13 protein-coding genes are annotated in these 15586 nt (G+C 66.6%); 6 read left to right on the top strand and 7 right to left on the bottom strand.

What is annotated here, in order from left to right; all coding sequences use genetic code 11:
* Positions 1-27: 27 nt before the first annotated feature.
* A complete protein-coding gene (locus N440_RS12860; protein WP_133935309.1) occupies positions 28-417 on the bottom strand; it encodes a VOC family protein in 390 nt (129 codons plus the stop codon).
* Positions 418-550: 133 nt separating this feature from the next.
* Here N440_RS12860 and N440_RS12855 point away from each other — a divergent pair, with 133 nt between their 5' ends.
* Together N440_RS12855 and N440_RS12850 are read left to right on the top strand one after the other, a co-directional pair.
* On the top strand, positions 551-1801 hold the full coding sequence (locus N440_RS12855; protein ID WP_133935308.1) for a DUF819 family protein: 1251 nt from the start codon (positions 551-553) through the stop codon (positions 1799-1801).
* Between the two features lie 185 nt (positions 1802-1986).
* Positions 1987-3117, top strand: coding sequence for a DUF3103 family protein (locus N440_RS12850; RefSeq protein ID WP_166671559.1), 1131 nt, complete (start codon positions 1987-1989; stop codon positions 3115-3117).
* Positions 3118-3640: 523 nt separating this feature from the next.
* Here N440_RS12850 and N440_RS12845 read toward each other — a convergent pair.
* A complete protein-coding gene (locus N440_RS12845; RefSeq protein WP_005410613.1) occupies positions 3641-3865 on the bottom strand; it encodes a CstA-like transporter-associated (seleno)protein in 225 nt (74 codons plus the stop codon).
* On the bottom strand, positions 3865-5946 hold the full coding sequence (locus N440_RS12840; RefSeq protein WP_006462520.1) for a carbon starvation CstA family protein: 2082 nt from the start codon (positions 5944-5946) through the stop codon (positions 3865-3867). The genes N440_RS12845 and N440_RS12840 overlap by 1 nt, the downstream gene beginning before the upstream one ends.
* A 215-nt stretch (positions 5947-6161) precedes the next feature.
* Between N440_RS12840 and N440_RS12830 the strand changes: the two genes are divergently transcribed.
* A complete protein-coding gene (locus N440_RS12830; protein WP_133935305.1) occupies positions 6162-7013 on the top strand; it encodes a pirin family protein in 852 nt (283 codons plus the stop codon).
* Positions 7014-7141: 128 nt separating this feature from the next.
* Here the strand turns inward: N440_RS12830 and N440_RS12825 are convergent, their stop codons facing one another.
* The 4 genes from N440_RS12825 to N440_RS12810 form a co-directional block, all read right to left on the bottom strand.
* Complete coding sequence (locus N440_RS12825) at positions 7142-7600, bottom strand: hypothetical protein (protein WP_008266318.1); 459 nt, start codon at positions 7598-7600, stop codon at positions 7142-7144.
* A 196-nt stretch (positions 7601-7796) separates the two neighbouring features.
* Complete coding sequence (aqpZ, locus tag N440_RS12820) at positions 7797-8516, bottom strand: aquaporin Z (RefSeq protein WP_006462519.1); 720 nt, start codon at positions 8514-8516, stop codon at positions 7797-7799.
* A 120-nt stretch (positions 8517-8636) separates the two neighbouring features.
* Positions 8637-9500, bottom strand: coding sequence for a pirin family protein (locus N440_RS12815; protein WP_053450482.1), 864 nt, complete (start codon positions 9498-9500; stop codon positions 8637-8639).
* A 639-nt stretch (positions 9501-10139) separates the two neighbouring features.
* Positions 10140-12203 (bottom strand): 3-hydroxyacyl-CoA dehydrogenase NAD-binding domain-containing protein, encoded by a 2064-nt coding sequence (locus N440_RS12810; RefSeq protein WP_133935304.1) that lies wholly within the window; start codon positions 12201-12203, stop codon positions 10140-10142.
* Positions 12204-12438: 235 nt separating this feature from the next.
* On the opposite strand from N440_RS12810, the gene rpoE reads away from it, so the two are divergent.
* The 3 genes from rpoE (at position 12439) to N440_RS12795 (ending at position 15559) form a co-directional block, all read left to right on the top strand.
* On the top strand, positions 12439-13059 hold the full coding sequence (gene rpoE, locus N440_RS12805) for an RNA polymerase sigma factor RpoE (protein WP_006462516.1): 621 nt from the start codon (positions 12439-12441) through the stop codon (positions 13057-13059).
* Positions 13060-13067: 8 nt separating this feature from the next.
* A complete protein-coding gene (locus N440_RS12800) occupies positions 13068-13949 on the top strand; it encodes a sigma-E factor negative regulatory protein (RefSeq protein WP_133936029.1) in 882 nt (293 codons plus the stop codon).
* A 74-nt stretch (positions 13950-14023) separates the two neighbouring features.
* Positions 14024-15559: a DegQ family serine endoprotease gene (locus N440_RS12795; protein ID WP_133935303.1), complete on the top strand. Its 1536-nt coding sequence runs from the start codon at positions 14024-14026 to the stop codon at positions 15557-15559.
* The last annotated feature ends 27 nt before the right edge of the window (positions 15560-15586 follow it).

The raw sequence follows: 15586 nt of genomic DNA, 5'->3' as shown, positions 1-15586 counted from the left end.
CCAACCTTGGTTGGCATGCTGTGCGTGTCACCGCCTGTCCGGGCGCGCCACGTGCTGGTCGATCAGGATCACATTCCCATCAGGATCGGCCAACTGCAGGTAGCCGGTACCCTGGCCCTCAGGGTCGGTACGTACTGCCAGCGCGATGCCCTTGGAGTCCAGCTCGGCCTGGAGTTCACGTACGTCCTGGAAGTGCGGCAGTTCCTGCTTGTGCTGGTCCCAGCCGGGATTGAAAGTCAGCAGGTTGCCCTCGAACATGCCCTGGAACAGTCCGATCACCGTGCCGTTGCTGCGCAACACCAGCCAGTTCTGTGCCGGATCACCACCGGTGACCGAGAAGCCCAGCGCTTCATAGAACGCACGGGAGGCGGCCAGGTCCTTCACTGAGAGGCTGACCGAGAAAGCGCCGAGCTGCATGAGGAGGCTCCCGGAGAGGATGGGGTCGTGGTCGGCACTGCAGCATGACCCGGCGTGAAGACAATGTTAATCTCGACCTGCGCCGCCTTATGCGGCGCTTTTTTTTCCGCTCTTTCGATCGACAGAGGATCCCATGCCGACCGAACCCGCTACTGCCCTGATCAGCAACGACATCGTTGGACTGGGCCTGATTGCCGCCACCCTGGCCCTGATCTTCTGGGCTGCCAGCGGCCCGACCCCCTTGCTGAAGAAGATCTTCGCCTGGGTGCCGGCACTGCTGCTGTGCTACTTCATCCCCGCCATCTACAACACCGCCGGTGTCATCGACGGCCACAACACCTCGCTGTACAACCCGGTCGCACGTGATGTGCTTCTGCCTGCCGCGCTGGTCCTGCTGACCCTGTCGATCGACCTGAAGGGCGTCATCAAGCTCGGTCCGAAACTGCTGATCGTGTTCTGTGCCGGTACCGCCGGCATCATGCTCGGCGCCATCGTCTCGTTCCAGCTGATGAAGCTGATCCACCCGGAAACCGTGGCCGGCGACACCTGGGCCGGCATGGCCGCACTGGCTGGCAGCTGGATTGGCGGCGGCGCCAACATGGTCGCGATGCGCGAAGTGTTCGGTACCGATGCCACCACTTTCGGACAGTTCGCGGTGGTCGACGTGGCCTGCGCCAGCCTGTGGATGGCGATCCTGTTGTTCCTGGCCAACCGTGCGCAGCAGATCGACACCCGCAACGGTGCCGATACCCGCGCCATTGACGAGATGAAGGCCCGCATCAGTGCCTACGAGGCGCAGAACGCGCGCATTCCCAGCATGACCGACCTGATGGTGATCGTCGGCGTGGCGCTGGGCGGCGTCGGCCTGGCCCATGCGATCGCGGCGCCGTTGTCGGGCTGGTTCAAGGCCAACGTCAGCTGGGCCAGCCAGTTCAGCCTGGACAGTCAGTTCGTGTGGGTGATCCTGCTGTCCACCGCAATGGGCCTGGGCCTGAGCTTCACCCGCGCACGCCGGCTGGAAGCAGCGGGTGCCTCGCGGCTGGGCACGGTGTTCCTGTACTTCCTGATCGCCTGCATCGGCATGCAGATGAACCTGCTGTCGCTGCTGGATCGTCCGTGGCTGTTCCTGCTGGGTGCGATCTGGATGGCCACGCACGTGCTGGTGCTGTGGATCGTTGCCAAGCTGCTGCGCGCACCGTTGTTCTTCTTCGCGATCGGTTCGCAGGGCAACATCGGTGCGGCGGCATCGGCCCCCGTGGTGGCGGCGGCTTTCCACCCTACGCTGGCCCCGGTGGGCGTGCTGCTGGGCACGGTGGGCTATGCCACCGGTACGGGCCTGGCGTATGTCACCGGCTTGATCCTGAAGTGGATGGCCACCGGCTGAGCCGGGCCACACCTGGCATCGCGATCCCGTGTAGAGCCGAGCCGATGCTCGGCTCTTTTTTTGCAGGCCGCAGGCGGAACTGTGCGGTACATACCGGATCGTATGGTGGCCACGACGTAGCGTAGACAGCACCTGTCGCTCCTCCGCAGCGACGTTGCCTGGGGGCTGGAATGACGCATCGACGGATGATTGGGGGGACCACGCTGCTGGCACTGCTGTTGGCCAGCGCCGGGGCAGCGGCGCAAGCCGATGTTGCCGCGCGTGGCGGTCAGATACAGGCCGTAACCGAGGCCAGTGCGCGTGAGGTGGCGGGATTGATTGCCCAACCCGGCTTCGCCGAGGCCGTGCGCACCACGCTGGCGGCTTCGCCGGAACGGGGCGTGGCACTGGATGCCGTGATGGAGCGCTTCGACCCGGGCGTCCGCACCCAGGCCAGCGTCTCGCTGGCCAGCAACGATCAGCAGCTGCGCCAGGCCAAGGGCTTGCCAGCGCAGGGCGAGGGGCTGCTGCAGCTGCGCGCCTACGTGCCGGACGGCCAGTCGCTGGCTGACATCGCGCCGCGCCAGTTGTGGGTGGCCAGCCTGCCACGGGGCAATGATCGTGACTGGACCACGCTGACGGCCTACGACGCGCGGGGCCGCGCGCATGTGCTGGACGCGAAGCAGGCACCGGCATTCCCGGTCTTGATCGTCGATGTCGATACCCGGCGCTCGGTGCAGGAGGGCATGGCGCTGGTCAACGCCGGCCTGCGCGCACGGGGCTTGCAATCGCCCGAGCGCATCCAGCTGTCGGCCGATGGCGCGCGTGCATCACTGGACATCACCCGGCTGGACCGCATCCGCCTGGCCGACGACCAGGAGCCGTGGGCACTGGGCGCGGCAGAGGTGTTCGCGGTGGTGTCCGGGCTGCAGATCGGCAAGGCGGAGCCGGAGATGGCCACGGTCGACATGCCCTACCTGGACTATGACAAGACCGACTACACGCCGCAGCAGGCGCTGGTCCTGTGGGGCAACTATCGGTTCAACGCCGCCAACGTGCAGTTGTTCGAGGATGACGGTGACACCAACTACCAGGACCTGCTGGTGGCGTTGAGCAACGGTGTGAAGGCAGCGCTGGGTGCGTTCGCACCGGAGTATGCGGTCATTGCCGATATCGCCGGCGCGATCCTCAAGGCGATGCCGTCGTCGTGGTTCTCCAACGACATCGATTACCTGGACAGCTTCTATCTTGTCCAACGCGGGCAGGCGTACACCGATCGCATGGGAGCAGCGAACAACGCCAAGGTCACGCTCACTCCCATTACCCTGGTGGAGTAGGCCAGCAGGGCTTGCAGCCCTGCACCCGCTTCAATCAACGGCAACGTCAAAAGCCGAAGCGGCATTCCATGGGTTGGCGGGGCACTGTGGGTGTGCGGGGACGCCGTAAACCCATCCATGGGGGCTTGGTCGCCGCATCCATGCGGCTCACACCCCGCACACCCACAGTGCCCCGCCTTCGACAGGTTCACGCGGCTGTTGGTGGGTGCCGACCGTTGGTCGGCACATCTGTCAGATATCGATAAACAAAATGGGGTCAGATCCGTTTCCTTCGGGAAACGGATCTGACCCCGCATGTGTCTCGCCGTCACCGGCAATCTGTCAGAGGTGGGGCGGTGTGGGCTTGCAGGACCGTTGGCGCCATGGATGGCGCCATCGAGCCCCCATGGAAGGGTTTACGGCGTGTCCTGCAAGCCCACACTGCCCCGCCAACCAAACAGAAACCCAGAGCCGACGCTCTTGCAGTTGCAGTTGAAGTTGAATCGGCGGGCGGCGGGCTGCAAGCCCGCCACCCACTTTCACCTCAGCAGCAGCGCCCGCCATTGCGGCCGCCATATCGCGCTTCCTGCCGCTCGCGGAAGAACGTCTTGTAGTCCATCGGCTCCTGGTCCGGATGCTTCTCCAGCATGTGCCGGACATAGTTGTCGTAATCAGGAATGCCACAGCACAGGCGAGCGGTCTGCACCAGGCGCCGCCAGATGCGGCGGTGCGCCTGGTACTGGCCGGCGGGAACCAGTTGCGTGCTCATCACAGATCCACCATTTCATGCGGCTTCAGCGCCACGTACGGGGTCTCGCGGTCGCTGCGCTGCGGGTTGCGGCGCGCCGCCAGGATGGTCTTGATCGAATACACCAGCACCGCCCCAACCACCAGCAGGAACAGCGCGGTCAGGCCGGTGTTGACGTAGGCGTTGACCACGATCTGCTTCATCTGCGCCACCGACTTGGCCGGCGCAGTGATGGTGTCGCTGGCAAGCGCCGCCTGGAACTTGTGCGCCTGTGCCAGGAAGCCCTGTGCCGGATTGCTGTCGAAGATCTTGATGAAGCCGGCGTAGGTGGTGCAGATCAGCAACCACACCGCCGGCACCGCAGTGACCCACGCGTAGCGGTCACGCTTCATCTTGAACAGCACCACCGTGCCCAGCATCAGCGCGATACCGGCCAGCATCTGGTTGGAGATGCCGAACAGCGGCCACAGCGTCTGGATGCCACCGAACGGATCGACCACGCCGGTGTACAGCAGGTAGCCCCACAGTGCCACGCAGCCGGCGGTACCGATGATGTTGGCGGTCCACGACTCGGTCTTCTTCAACGCTGGCACGAAGTTGCCGAGCAGGTCCTGCAGCATGAAGCGCCCGGCACGAGTGCCGGCGTCCACCGCGGTCAGGATGAACAACGCTTCGAACAGGATCGCGAAGTGGTACCAGAACGCCATCATCGCGTCGCTGCTGCTTGGAATCGCCTGGTGCAGGATCTGTGCGATGCCCACTGCCAGTGTTGGTGCGCCACCGGCGCGGTGCAGGATGGTCGGCTCACCGATTGCCGCTGCCGTGGCGGTCAGCTGTTCCGGGGTGATGGTGAAGCCCCAGGTATTGGTGATGTAGTGCGCGGCCGACGCCACATCCGGGCCGATCACCGCCGCCGGGCTGTTCATCGCGAAGTAGATGCCCGGATCGATGATCGACGCCGCCACCAGCGCCATCACCGCCACGAACGATTCCATCAGCATGCCGCCGTAGCCGATGTAACGCATGTGCGCCTCATTGGCCAGCAGCTTCGGCGTGGTGCCGGAGGAAATCAGCGCGTGGAAACCGGAGACCGCACCGCAGGCGATGGTGATGAACAGGAACGGGAACATGCCGCCCTTCCACACCGGGCCGTCACCGCTGGCGGCGAACTGGGTCAGCGCCGGCATCTTCAGTTCCGGCATCACCACGAGGATGCCGATGGCCAGCGCGATGATCGTACCGATCTTGAGGAAGGTCGACAGGTAGTCACGCGGTGCCAGCAGCAGCCACACCGGCAGCACCGAAGCGACAAAACCATAGCCGATCAGCATCCAGGTGATCTGGGTGCCGGTGAAGGTGAACGCCGGGCCCCAGGTCGGGTCGGCCGCGACCTTGCCGCCGAACCAGATCGCGGCCAGCAGCAGGATCAGGCCAACGATCGAGATCTCGCCGATCTTGCCGGGGCGGATGTAGCGCATGTACACGCCCATCAGGATCGCGATGGGCATCGTTGCGATCACCGTGAACATGCCCCAGGGGCTCTCGGCGAGTGCCTTGACCACCACCATCGCCAGCACCGCCAGGATGATGATCATGATCAGGAAGGCGCCGAACAGGGCGATGGTGCCGGGCACCTGGCCCATCTCCTCGCGCACCAGGTCACCCAGCGATCGTCCGTTGCGACGGCTGGACAGGAACAGGACCATGAAGTCCTGCACCGCACCGGCCAGCACGACGCCCACCACCAGCCACAGCAGGCCGGGCAGGTAGCCCATCTGCGCGGCCAGCACCGGGCCGACCAGCGGTCCGGCGCCGGCGATGGCGGCGAAGTGGTGGCCGAACAGCACGTGCTTGTTGGTTGGCACGTAGTCCAGGCCATCGTTGTTGATCACCGCCGGGGTGGCCCGGGTTGGATCGAGCTGCATCACCTTGTTGGCGATGAACAGGCTGTAGAAGCGATAGGCGACGAGGTACAGCGACACCGCCGCGACGACGATCCACAGGGCATTGATGTGTTCGCCACGACGCAGCGCAACGGTGCCCAGACAGAACGCGCCGAGCAGGGCGAGTACCGCCCAGCCCAGTTTGGAAAACCCTTTCATGAGGTGCTCTCTCCCGGAAAGACAGACAAAGAGTCCTGCTTGCCCTCGACACGGTCAATTGGCACAGGACGAATCTGCGGTAGTACTTTGGTCGTACGAAGGGAATGCTGCCGTGCAGCGAACATCAGCGATGGAACAATCGGTTGCGGAGCCGTCCATTGGCGTACGGCCGTGTGGCGTCCATCTTCAAGGGCATCCATCCAACAGGAGTCGCCATGAGCTTTCCCGAACCGGTCCGCGTACTGCGCACCATCCGTGGCATGCCCACCTCCGATGGTGCCGGCGTGCGCCTGACCCGCGTCATCGGCGGCCCGACGCTGCCCGACCTGGATCCGTTCCTGCTGCTCGATGAATTCGGCACCGACCGCGCCGAGGACTACATCGCAGGTTTCCCCGAGCATCCGCACCGTGGTTTCGAGACGGTGACCTACATGCTCGACGGGCGCATGCGGCATCGCGACAACCACGGCAACGAAGGCCTGCTGACCCCGGGCAGCGTGCAGTGGATGACGGCCGGGCGCGGCCTGGTGCATTCGGAGATGCCTGAACAGGAAAGCGGGCAGATGCGCGGTTTCCAGCTGTGGGTGAATCTGCCGGCGAAGGACAAGATGACCGAGCCGAAGTACCAGGAGTTCGCGCCCGAGCGCATTCCGGTGGTGCAGCCGGCCGCCGGCGTAGAGGTGAAGGTGATTGCCGGCAGCGTCGACGGTACCCGCGGGCCGATCGTGCAGCCGGCCACCGATCCGCTCTACCTGGACATCACGCTGGCGCCCGACCGTGCCTGGACCTACGCACTGCCGGAAGGGCACAACGCGTTTGCCTATGTATTCGAAGGTGCGTTGACGGTAGGCGAGCAGGACGCCGCGCGTGACGTGGCGCGCCAGGAACTGGCGGTGCTGGGCGGCGGTGAACAGCTGCACATCTCGGCCGGCCGTGATGGCGCGCGGTTGATCCTGGTGGCCGGCCGTCCGCTGCGCGAGCCGGTGATGCGGCACGGTCCGTTCGTGATGAACACGCGGCAGGAGCTGATGCAGGCCTTCGTCGATTTCCAGGAAGGCAAATTCTGAGGTAGTGCCGGCCGCTGGCCGGCAGCAGCCTCGGACGAAGGCGGATCGGAGTGCCGGCCAGCGGCCGGCACTACCGTCGGATCGGGCCGCATTGCGGGGATGCTGCCAGGCAGTCATCCCCATCACGGTCAGCGCCCGGCGGCCACGGCCGACGGCGTCAGGCTCATGCCCTGCGCCAGCTGCTGCAGCGAGCCCAGTTCCTGCGGGCTGTCCGGATACAGCGAAATCTGCGCGTAACGCCCTTTGTCGAGCTTGACCACGCTGATCCGCCGCTCGGCATAGCCGGGCGGCTGCTGGCCGCCGAGGTCGGGCTGGTACCAGTAGAGTGATTCACCGCCGAAGCTGCCCTTTTCCTGGCGCAGCGAGCGGTTCAGTGGAATGGACGGATCACGTGCGCTGAGCATCAGGCTCAGCACTTCGCGGCCGTCGCCGGTGCTGGCGCGGCAGACCAGGAAATCGGCCTGCGCCTGCTGCTGCCATTGCAGGCCGCTGCTGGCGGGCAGCGACGGACATTCGGTGGGAGCCTGCGCGGCGGCCTGGGCCACGGCGAACAGCAGGCTCGACAACACTACAGGCGCGAACTTCATGCATCCCCCAAGGTGGTGTGTCGTTTGGCGCCGCCCGATGGATGGGGGCGTTGGCATCCCATCCCCGGATGCCACCCCGCCCGGCATGTGCACGGACGGTCAACTCAACCTTAACGGAACGTGAGCGATCGCACAAATTGCGGTTACAAGCGTAACCATTGCGGCCGATGGTCGGCCGCAATGGTCTGCACAGGCCTCAGCGGTCGTTGCCGATCCACTTGTAGATGATGCCGCCGATCGCGCCGCCCAGCAGCGGGGCGACCCAGAACAGCCACAGCTGGCTGACCGCACCGCTGCCGGCGAAGAACGCCACGGCAGTGGAGCGGGCCGGGTTCACCGAGGTGTTGGTGACCGGGATGCTGATCAGGTGGATCAGGGTCAGCGACAGGCCGATCGCCAGCGGCGCGAAGCCGGCCGGTGCCTTGCCATGGGTGGACCCCATGATCACGATCAGGAACACCGCAGTGAGCACCACTTCGCACAGGAAGGCGGCTGCCACACTGTAGCCCCCGGGCGACAGCGCGCCATAGCCGTTGCTGGCAAATGCGCCGGCCTGGCTGCCATCAATGGCGAAGCCACTGGCACCGGAGGCGATCTGCAGCAAAATGAAGCCCGCCAGCAGGCCGCCGGCGACCTGGGCGATGATGTAGGGCACCAGGTCCTTGGTCGGGAAGCGGCCACCGGCCCACAGACCGACGCTGACCGCCGGATTGAAATGCGCGCCGGAGATGTGGCCGAACGCATAGGCGCCAGTCACCACGGTCAGGCCGAAGGCCAGCGCCACGCCGAGGAATCCGATACCCAGCGGATTGCCGTCACCGCCGAACTTGGCGGCCAGCACCGCGCTGCCGCAGCCACCCAGAACCAGCCAGAACGTGCCGAGGAACTCGGCGGACAAGCGTTTACCCATGCTCATGTGTTGCACTCCTTTGACGGTGAAAGTGTGATTTATGTCACATTTCAGTGATCAGCGGGTGACTGTAGCGTCAACGCCGGGTGCAGGGATACACCCTGGCGTGTGTGCAACACGCGATGTTCAGTATTGCGGCAGCGGGATGAACTCCTTGTCGTCGCCCGGAATGGTGCCGAAGCGGCCGGCTTCCCAATCGTGCTTGGCCTGCTCGATGCGTTCCTTCGAGCTGGACACGAAGTTCCACCACAGGTGGCGCGGGCCATCCAAAGGCTCACCCCCGAACAGCATCGCCTTCACCGGGGTTTTTGCGCGCAGGCGGCCGACCGCGCCGGCTTCGGGAATGATCAGGTGCTGGGCGGGCACATCCACGCCATCCAGCTGCGCGTCGCCTTCGAGGATGTACAGCGCGCGCTCGCGGTGGCCGTTGTCGATATCGATCTCCGCATCGGGGTCGAGGTCGATCGCCACGTTGAGCGTGTCGGCGAACACTTTCACCGGCGATTCTTCGCCGTAGGCGCGGCCGGCGATGACCCGCAGCCAGGCACCCTTGCGGCGCTGCTCGGGCAGGGTGGCAGCGGCGTGGTGGTAGAACGCCGGTTCAATCTCTTCATGCGACTTCGGCAATGCGACCCAGGTCTGCATGCCGTGGATCGGGTTGTCGTGATCGCGGTCGGGCTGCGGCGTGCGTTCGGAATGGGCAATGCCGCGGCCGGCGGTCATCCAGTTCACGTCGCCCGGTCGGATCACCTGGTCCGAGCCCAGCGTGTCGCGGTGGCCGATGGCGCCCGACCACAGATAGGTGACGGTGGCCAGGCCGATATGCGGGTGCGGGCGCACGTCGATGGCCGTACCGGGATGCATGAGTGCCGGGCCCATCTGGTCGACGAACACGAACGAACCGATGCTGCGTGCCTGCAGGGTCGGGACGGCGCGACGGACTTCGAGTCCGCCGATGTCGTGCACGCGCGGGGCGATGATGGTGGTCATGCGGGCGTTCTCGCTGGCAGGGATCAGGTGGTCAGCATCGCATGCAGCTGTGACGGGGGCATGCCCCGTATGGGTAACAGGTTGTTCCGTAGAGTCGAGCTTGCTCGACTGGGGTTCCACCCAACGGCGCAGCCCCTCGTGGCTGGACGCGCAATGCGTATCTCGTGTTTGGCCGGGCGGGTGGGTTGCGCAGGACACGCCGTAAACCCATCCATGGGGGCTCGATGGCGCCATCCATGGCGCCAACGGTCCTGCGCAACCCACCCGCCCGGCCTCTGACAGTTTCCGTGTGCGTCCAGCCACGGAGAAGAAAAAAGAAAATCAAAATCAAACGCCGGTCGCTTCGCTCCTGGTGTCGACCAAGGTCGACACCCACCAGTTCGTAGTGATCCACATCGGAATCGAGATTCACCGACCGTCACCGGGAAGCTGTCAGGGGTGGGGCGGTGTGGGCAGGCAGGACCGTTGGCGCCATGGATGGCGCCATCGAGCCCCCATGGATGGGTTTACGGCGTGTCCTGCCTGCCCACACCGCCCCGCCCAACAAACAGAAAAGCCAGAGCCGCTTTGGCTCTGGCTTCTGCTGTGGAACTTGACGTTGCCTCTGCGGGTGCCGGGCCGCAGGCCCGGCCGATCAACTCACACCACCGGTTCGCGCAGGGCGGGGTTGTCCCAGCCCGGACGCGGGGCGAAACGATCGCCATGGCGCTGCTGCAACGCCTTCAGACGTTCGACGATCGCATCGGCACCCACCGCACGGATGTGCTGGATCGGACCACCGCGGAACGGCGCGAACCCGGTGCCGAAGATCACGCCCGCATCCAGCAGGTCCGCATCGGCCACCACGCCTTCGTGCAGGCAGGCCACCGCCTCGTTCAACAGCGGCAGGATCAGGCGGTCCTCCAGGTCGGCCGGTGCCTGGTAATCGCTGGCCACGTCCGGCTTCTTCGGCTTGCCGTTCTCCCAGGTGTAGATGCCCTGGCCATCCTTCTTGCCGCGCTTGTCCGGTTCCACCGTCTGCAGCGCAGCCGGAATCTGCAGGCCGAGGAACGGCGCCAGCTCGCGGCCGACACCGGCAGCCACGTCCAGGCCCACGGTGTCGATCAGCTCAATCGGGCCCATCGGCATGCCGAACTTCACCGCGGCCTTGTCGATCACCGGGCCCGGAATGCCTTCGGCATATGCGGTGGCCGCTTCCAGCATGTACGGGAACAGCACGCGGTTGACCAGGAAGCCCGGGCTGCCGGCCACCGGCACCGGGAATTTGCCCAGTGCCTTGCAGAACGCGGCCAGGCGGCGCTCGGTCTCCGGCGCCATGCCGTCGTGATGGATGATTTCCACCAGCGGCATCTGCGCCACCGGGTTGAAGTAGTGCAGGCCGGCGAACTGCGCCGGGCGCTGGATGTGGTCGCGCAGTTCCACCAGCGGAATCGAGGAGGTGTTGGTGGTCAGCAACGCGTCGTGCTTCATCTTCGGCTCAAGCGTCTGGTACAGCGCACGCTTGGCCTCCGGGTTCTCGATGATGGCCTCGATCACCAGATCGGCCTCGGCCACGCCGTTGCCTTCCAGGTCGGCACGCAGGCGCGCGGCCACCGCCGGGCGCTTGCTGTCGTCGCGCACCTTCTTGGCGAACAGCGCCTGTGCCCGCTCCATGGCCGGGTCGATGAAGCGCTGCTCGCGGTCCTGCAGGGTCACTTCGAAGCCCTTGTAGGCGGCCCACGCAGCGATGTCGCCGCCCATCACGCCGGCGCCGACCACGTGCACGTGGCGGATGCCGGAATCGCCGCCGCCCAGGCCCTTCAGGCGTTCGGTCAGGAAGAAGATGCGGATCAGGTTGCGCGCGGTCGGCGTGCTCGCCAGCTTCACCACGGCGCGGCGTTCGGCATCCAGGCGCGCCTGGATCGGCTTGCCGCCGCTGCGCTGCCAGGTGCTGATCAGCGCGTACGGCGCCGGGTACTGGTCCTTCTTGGCCTTGCGTGCGACCTGCTTGACCATCTGCGGCGCCAGCAGCGTGCGTGCCAGCCAGGTGTTGGTGGCCCACGCCGTCGCGCGCTGCCTGAACGGGCGGGTGGTACCGGACAGGGCCAGCGCCACCGCGGTGTCGAGCACCACCGCCGGCGCCACCACCTTGTCGACCAGGCCGATCCCACGCGCGGCCGAGGCCGACAGGGTGCGGCCGGTCAGCATCATGTCCATTGCCGCCGGGGCGCCGACCAGCTGCGGCAGGCGGGCGCTGCCGCCCCAGCCCGGGAAGATGCCCAGCTGGGTCTCGGGCAGGCCGATGCGGGTGCTGCTGTCATTGGAGGCCACGCGGTAGCGGCAGGCCAGGGCCAGCTCGGTGCCGCCGCCGAGGCAATGGCCGTGGATGGCCGCCACGGTCGGGCAGGGCAGCTCGGCCAGTTTCTGGTAGGTGGCCTGGCCACGGCGGATCGCATCGTTGACGGTGCCGCGGCGGTCGAATTCCTGGAATTCCTTCAGATCCGCGCCGGCAATGAAGCCGGCCTTCTTCAGCGACTGGACCACCACGCCCTTCGGCGGGTCCAGCGCGATGCGCTCAAGCAGGTCACCCAGTTCCAGCAGCACGTCCTGCGACATCGCGTTGACGCTGCTGTCCTGGCGATCCAGGGAGAGAACCACCACGCCGTCGTCGCGGATCTCGGGGTGCCAGTGGCTGAAGCGGAGACCATCGAAGCCTGAGAGCATGGACGTTCCATCCGGTTGTGTATGGAGAAGCGGCTATGATCCAGAGGTTGTTTCCCCCGCGTCAAATCCCAATAGCAGGGGAGTGGCGACCCCGGATCCATGGCCGTGGACCGGGACGCTAACGGAACGGTGGTTAAAAGCTGGTGCGGCGCCGGGTGATCGGCGACTGAACTTTTCCCGGGATTGGCAGTCTCATTGCCCGACGTCGGTTGGGCTGACAGGAGTGCGGCCCCTCATGGCCGAGGTTGATACACCACAGGAGCTGGATCTGGAACTGGTCCGGCGTGTGCAGCGCGGTGAGAGCGCGGCGTTCGATGTCCTGGTGCGCAAGTACCAGCATCGGGTCGTGGCCCTCGTCGGTCGCTACATCGCCGACTGGAGCGAATGTCAGGACGTCGCCCAGGACACTTTCATCCGTGCGTACCGCGCGATCGGAAGTTTCCGTGGTGATGCCCAGTTCTCAACCTGGTTGCATCGAATCGCCGTGAATACCGCCAAAAACTACCTGGCTTCACACAATCGACGGCCGCCGACCGACGACATCGACATCGGTGACGCCGAACAGTTCGACAGCGGTACGCGCCTGCGCGATACCGACACGCCCGAACGCGAGTTGATGCGCCAGGAGCTGGAACAGACGGTGATGAAGGCCGTCAACGCGCTGCCGGAGGAACTCCGGTTGGCGATCACCCTGCGCGAGGTGGAAGGCCTGAGTTACGAGGATATCGCGCAGAAGATGGGGTGCCCGATCGGCACCGTGCGTTCACGGATCTTCCGGGCGCGCGAGGCGATCGACACCGAACTCCGGCCGCTGTTGGACATCGGCAGCGCCACCCGTGAGAAGAGCCGCGTATGACCAGCAATCTGACCAGTAATCCGTTCAACGAATCGCAGAACCATCAATCCCCTGCCGGGCAGCGCCTGGACCAGCGCCACCGCGAACAGCTGTCGGCCCTGGTCGACGGCGAGCTGGGCGCCGATGAAGCGCGCTTCCTGTTGCGCCGCATGGAGCACGATCCGGAGCTGGCGGGTTGCCAGGAGCGCTGGCAGCTGCTGGGCGACGTGATGCGCGGGCAGGCCCCGGCGCTGGCCCCGGCCGGCTTCAGTGCCACCGTGTCCGCTGCCATCGCCGCCGAACCGGCACCGCAGGCCGAGCCGCGCCGCCAGGCGCGTCGCAGCGGTTGGCGGGCCTGGGGCGGTGGTGCCGCACTGGCCGCCTCTGTCGCTGCCGTGGCCCTGTTCATGGGCGGCGAGAAGCTGCAGGAGGCCACCCCCGGCGAGCCGCTGGCACCGCAGGTGATTGCCAGCCAGGCTGAACTGGCGCCTGCGCCGAGCGGCCAGTCGCCGGTCACCGAGGCGTCGGTGGATACCGCTGCGATGGCCGTGGCGGCTGCGCCGGCGGTGGCAATGGCTGCCGCCAGCCGCCGCCAGGACACCCGTCGCGCCAGTGCGACCCGTAGTCAGCAGGCCGCGCGCGTCGCCCAGCGTGATGACAGCCCGCTGCGTGCAGTGGCCTCCGCGCAGGCGCCGTTGACCCCGACGGTGCCCGCCAACGCCAGCCGCAACCTGCCGTTCGGCGAGGTGGGAGCACTGCAGGCGCGACCGTGGCCCCGCTCCAGCCTGGCCCCCGCGGCGGGTGGCGCGCTCAATGCCAGCTTCCCGGCCCACGCCGGTGGTGCTGCGTTCTACCCGTTCGAGCCGCGCCTGCAGGATGACCTGCCGGTGCCGCCGCGCCCGCGCGACTGAGCCGCGCGCTTTCACGCCCCGCCGTCGGCGGGGCCCGTATTCCTCTTTCCACCCGATCCGGAGGTTGCCGTCCGATGACTCCCCGACTCCGCACGCAGGCCATCGGCCTGTTGGCCCTGACCCTTCCCTTGATGGCCTGCGCACAGGCGCCGGCGCCTGTGGCGCAGACCCAGCCCGCGCCGGCCGCGGCGCCGCGGGCGCCCGCGCAGCCGCTGGTCACCGGCCTGCCTGACTTCACCCACCTGGTCGAACAGGTCGGGCCGGGCGTGGTCAACGTCGACACCACCATCGTGCGCAACAACCGCCAGGCCTCGCGGGGCCCGATGGGCGGCGACGATGACATGCCCGAGTTCTTCCGCCGCTTCTTCGGCCCGGACTTCCCGATGCCGGGGCAGGGGCCGGGTGGCCAGGATGGCGGTCCCAGCATCAAGGGCCGCGGCATGGGCTCGGGTTTCATCATCTCGCCTGACGGTTATGTGCTGACCAACTACCACGTGGTGGCCGATGCCAGCGAGGTGAAGGTGAAGCTGGGTGACAGTCGCGAGTTCAACGCCAAGGTGGTGGGCAGCGACCAGCAGTACGACGTGGCCCTGCTGAAGATCGACGGCAAGAACCTGCCGACCGTGCGCGTGGGGGATTCCAACACCCTGAAGCCGGGCCAGTGGGTTGTCGCGATCGGCTCGCCGTTCGGTCTCGATCACTCGGTCACCGCGGGCATCGTCAGTGCGCTGGGCCGCAGTACCGGTGGCGCCGACCAGCGCTACGTGCCGTTCATCCAGACCGATGTGGCGATCAACCAGGGCAACTCCGGCGGCCCGCTGCTGAACACCCGCGGTGAAGTGGTCGGCATCAACTCGCAGATCTTCTCCGCCTCCGGTGGCTACATGGGCATCAGCTTCGCGATCCCGATCGACCTGGCGATGAGCGCGGTCGAACAGATCAAGAAGAGTGGCAAGGTCACCCGCGGCCAGCTGGGTGCGGTGGTCGAACCGATCGATTCGCTGAAGGCGCAGGGCCTGGGCCTGCCGGACAGCCGCGGTGCGCTGGTCAACCAGATCGTGCCCGGCAGTGCCGCCGAGAAGGCCGGCGTGCAGATCGGCGACGTGGTGCGCTCGGTCAACGGCAGTCCGGTCAACAGCTGGTCGGACCTGCCGCCGCTGATCGGTGCGATGGCGCCGGGCAGCCGGGTCACCCTCGGCGTGATCCGCGACGGCAAGCCGCGCGACCTCAGCGCAACGCTCACCGCACTCAGTGAAGATGGCCAGGGCAATGCCCGCGCGGCCGCCACGGCCAAGCCCGATGCGGCGCCGCAGGCCGGGGCCAATGCCCTGCTGGGCCTGGACGTCAGCGACCTGACCGCGCCGCAGCGCAAGCAGTTCGGCCTGGACGGCAACGAGGGCGTGCGCATCACCGGGGTCAAGGGCCAGGCGGCGCGTGATGCTGGCCTGTCTCCGGGCATGGTGATCCTGCAGGTCGGGCGCACCCCGGTTGGCAGCGTGGAGGGCCTCAACCGCGCGCTGTCCAGCTACAAGAAGGACGATGTGGTGATGCTGCTGGTGCGTACCGGCAACGGCAACAGCGCGTTCGTGGCGGTGAAGGCCGGCCAGTAAGGCCTGCCAGGGCCGCTGCTGCGGCGG

The organism is Stenotrophomonas sp. CC22-02 (assembly GCF_004365115.1).
In the GTDB taxonomy this organism is placed as follows: Bacteria; Pseudomonadota; Gammaproteobacteria; order Xanthomonadales; family Xanthomonadaceae; genus Stenotrophomonas; species Stenotrophomonas forensis.
The sequence above is the reverse complement of the archived record's forward strand: the minus strand, read 5'-3'. Positions and strand labels throughout refer to the sequence as shown.

Coding starts and splice junctions, on each gene's coding strand:
- N440_RS12815 (WP_053450482.1), bottom strand. CDS start 9,500: ATGACCACCATCATCGCCCCGCGCGTGCACGACATCGGCGGACTCGAA.
- N440_RS12860 (WP_133935309.1), bottom strand. CDS start 417: ATGCAGCTCGGCGCTTTCTCGGTCAGCCTCTCAGTGAAGGACCTGGCC.
- N440_RS12840 (WP_006462520.1), bottom strand. CDS start 5,946: ATGAAAGGGTTTTCCAAACTGGGCTGGGCGGTACTCGCCCTGCTCGGC.
- N440_RS12855 (WP_133935308.1), top strand. CDS start 551: ATGCCGACCGAACCCGCTACTGCCCTGATCAGCAACGACATCGTTGGA.
- N440_RS12810 (WP_133935304.1), bottom strand. CDS start 12,203: ATGCTCTCAGGCTTCGATGGTCTCCGCTTCAGCCACTGGCACCCCGAG.
- rpoE (WP_006462516.1), top strand. CDS start 12,439: ATGGCCGAGGTTGATACACCACAGGAGCTGGATCTGGAACTGGTCCGG.
- N440_RS12825 (WP_008266318.1), bottom strand. CDS start 7,600: ATGAAGTTCGCGCCTGTAGTGTTGTCGAGCCTGCTGTTCGCCGTGGCC.
- N440_RS12845 (WP_005410613.1), bottom strand. CDS start 3,865: ATGAGCACGCAACTGGTTCCCGCCGGCCAGTACCAGGCGCACCGCCGC.
- aqpZ (WP_006462519.1), bottom strand. CDS start 8,516: ATGAGCATGGGTAAACGCTTGTCCGCCGAGTTCCTCGGCACGTTCTGG.
- N440_RS12795 (WP_133935303.1), top strand. CDS start 14,024: ATGACTCCCCGACTCCGCACGCAGGCCATCGGCCTGTTGGCCCTGACC.
- N440_RS12830 (WP_133935305.1), top strand. CDS start 6,162: ATGAGCTTTCCCGAACCGGTCCGCGTACTGCGCACCATCCGTGGCATG.
- N440_RS12850 (WP_166671559.1), top strand. CDS start 1,987: ATGATTGGGGGGACCACGCTGCTGGCACTGCTGTTGGCCAGCGCCGGG.